Source organism: Bacillus sp. JJ1503, assembly GCF_036965125.1.
In the GTDB taxonomy this organism is placed as follows: Bacteria; Bacillota; Bacilli; order Bacillales; family Cytobacillaceae; genus Cytobacillus.
The window spans coordinates 5,273-6,201 of the sequence record NZ_JBALOZ010000225.1; the positions used below are offsets into that span (position 1 = coordinate 5,273).

The 929-nt window shown below is 36.5% G+C and carries 1 protein-coding gene; it reads left to right on the forward strand.

Translation table 11 applies throughout. From position 1 onward, the window contains the following. Window positions 1–801, forward strand: an 801-nt coding sequence (locus V7149_RS16975; protein WP_335346791.1) for a TrmB family transcriptional regulator, incomplete at its 5' end; no start/stop codon positions are given. Window positions 802–929: the final 128 nt, after the last annotated feature.

A 929-nucleotide genomic window follows, 5' to 3' on the forward strand; every position in this document is an offset into this window, starting at 1 on the left:
AAAAATCTTAATTTTACCGAATATGAAGCGAAAGCATACCTTACTTTATTGGAAGAATCGCCTCTAACCGGCTATGCAGTAGCAAAAAATTCCGGTGTACCACGTTCAAGAATATATGAAGTTCTGGACAGTCTCGCGATGCGAGGAGATATTCTGGTTAGTCCTGGAAACACACCACAATATACGCCTGTTCCTGCAAAGGAGCTAATTAAAAGCCGCCGAATGAAAGCAGAAGAAAATTTTGAACTGGCAGAAAAATCATTAGCGGAGTATGAACGGTCTGCAAATGACCGTGAAAATATTTGGAATATCACGGGACGCAATGAAATACTCGAAAAGGTAAAGGCTTGTATATTATCTGCTAAAAAAAGAATTCTTTTAGAGGTCTGGAAAGAAGAGTTCGAAGAGTTGGAGTCTGAATTAAGACTGGCAGCAAAAAGAGGGGTCAATGTAACGATTATTGCTTACGGGGAAATCTTATCTGATTTTGCTAATGTTTACCTCCATTATATGGGTCATGAAATTACAGAAGAGTATGGTGGAAGATGGATTGTTATTAGTGGAGATGATTCAGAAGTAGTAGCAGGTATTGTCTCGCTAGGTAAAGATAGCCGTGCAGCATGGACAATGCATGTAGGTTTAGTCATGCCAATTACAGAATTCATCATTCACGATTTGTATCTTATGGAAATTATGGAGAAACATAAAGAACTTTTAGAGGAGAGTTTTGGGAAAAACCTAGTGAATTTACGCCGTAAATTTTCTATCCATCCAGATTTTAAAAAACATTACATGGACTAAATTTATACTATTTTTGTTGTTACAGCATAAGAAGAAAAGCATTATTCATAGCAAATAATGCTTTTCTTTTTAATGTAACAGGTATTAGAGTTCATAAGTACATAGCCATTGATCTTCAACAATCGGGC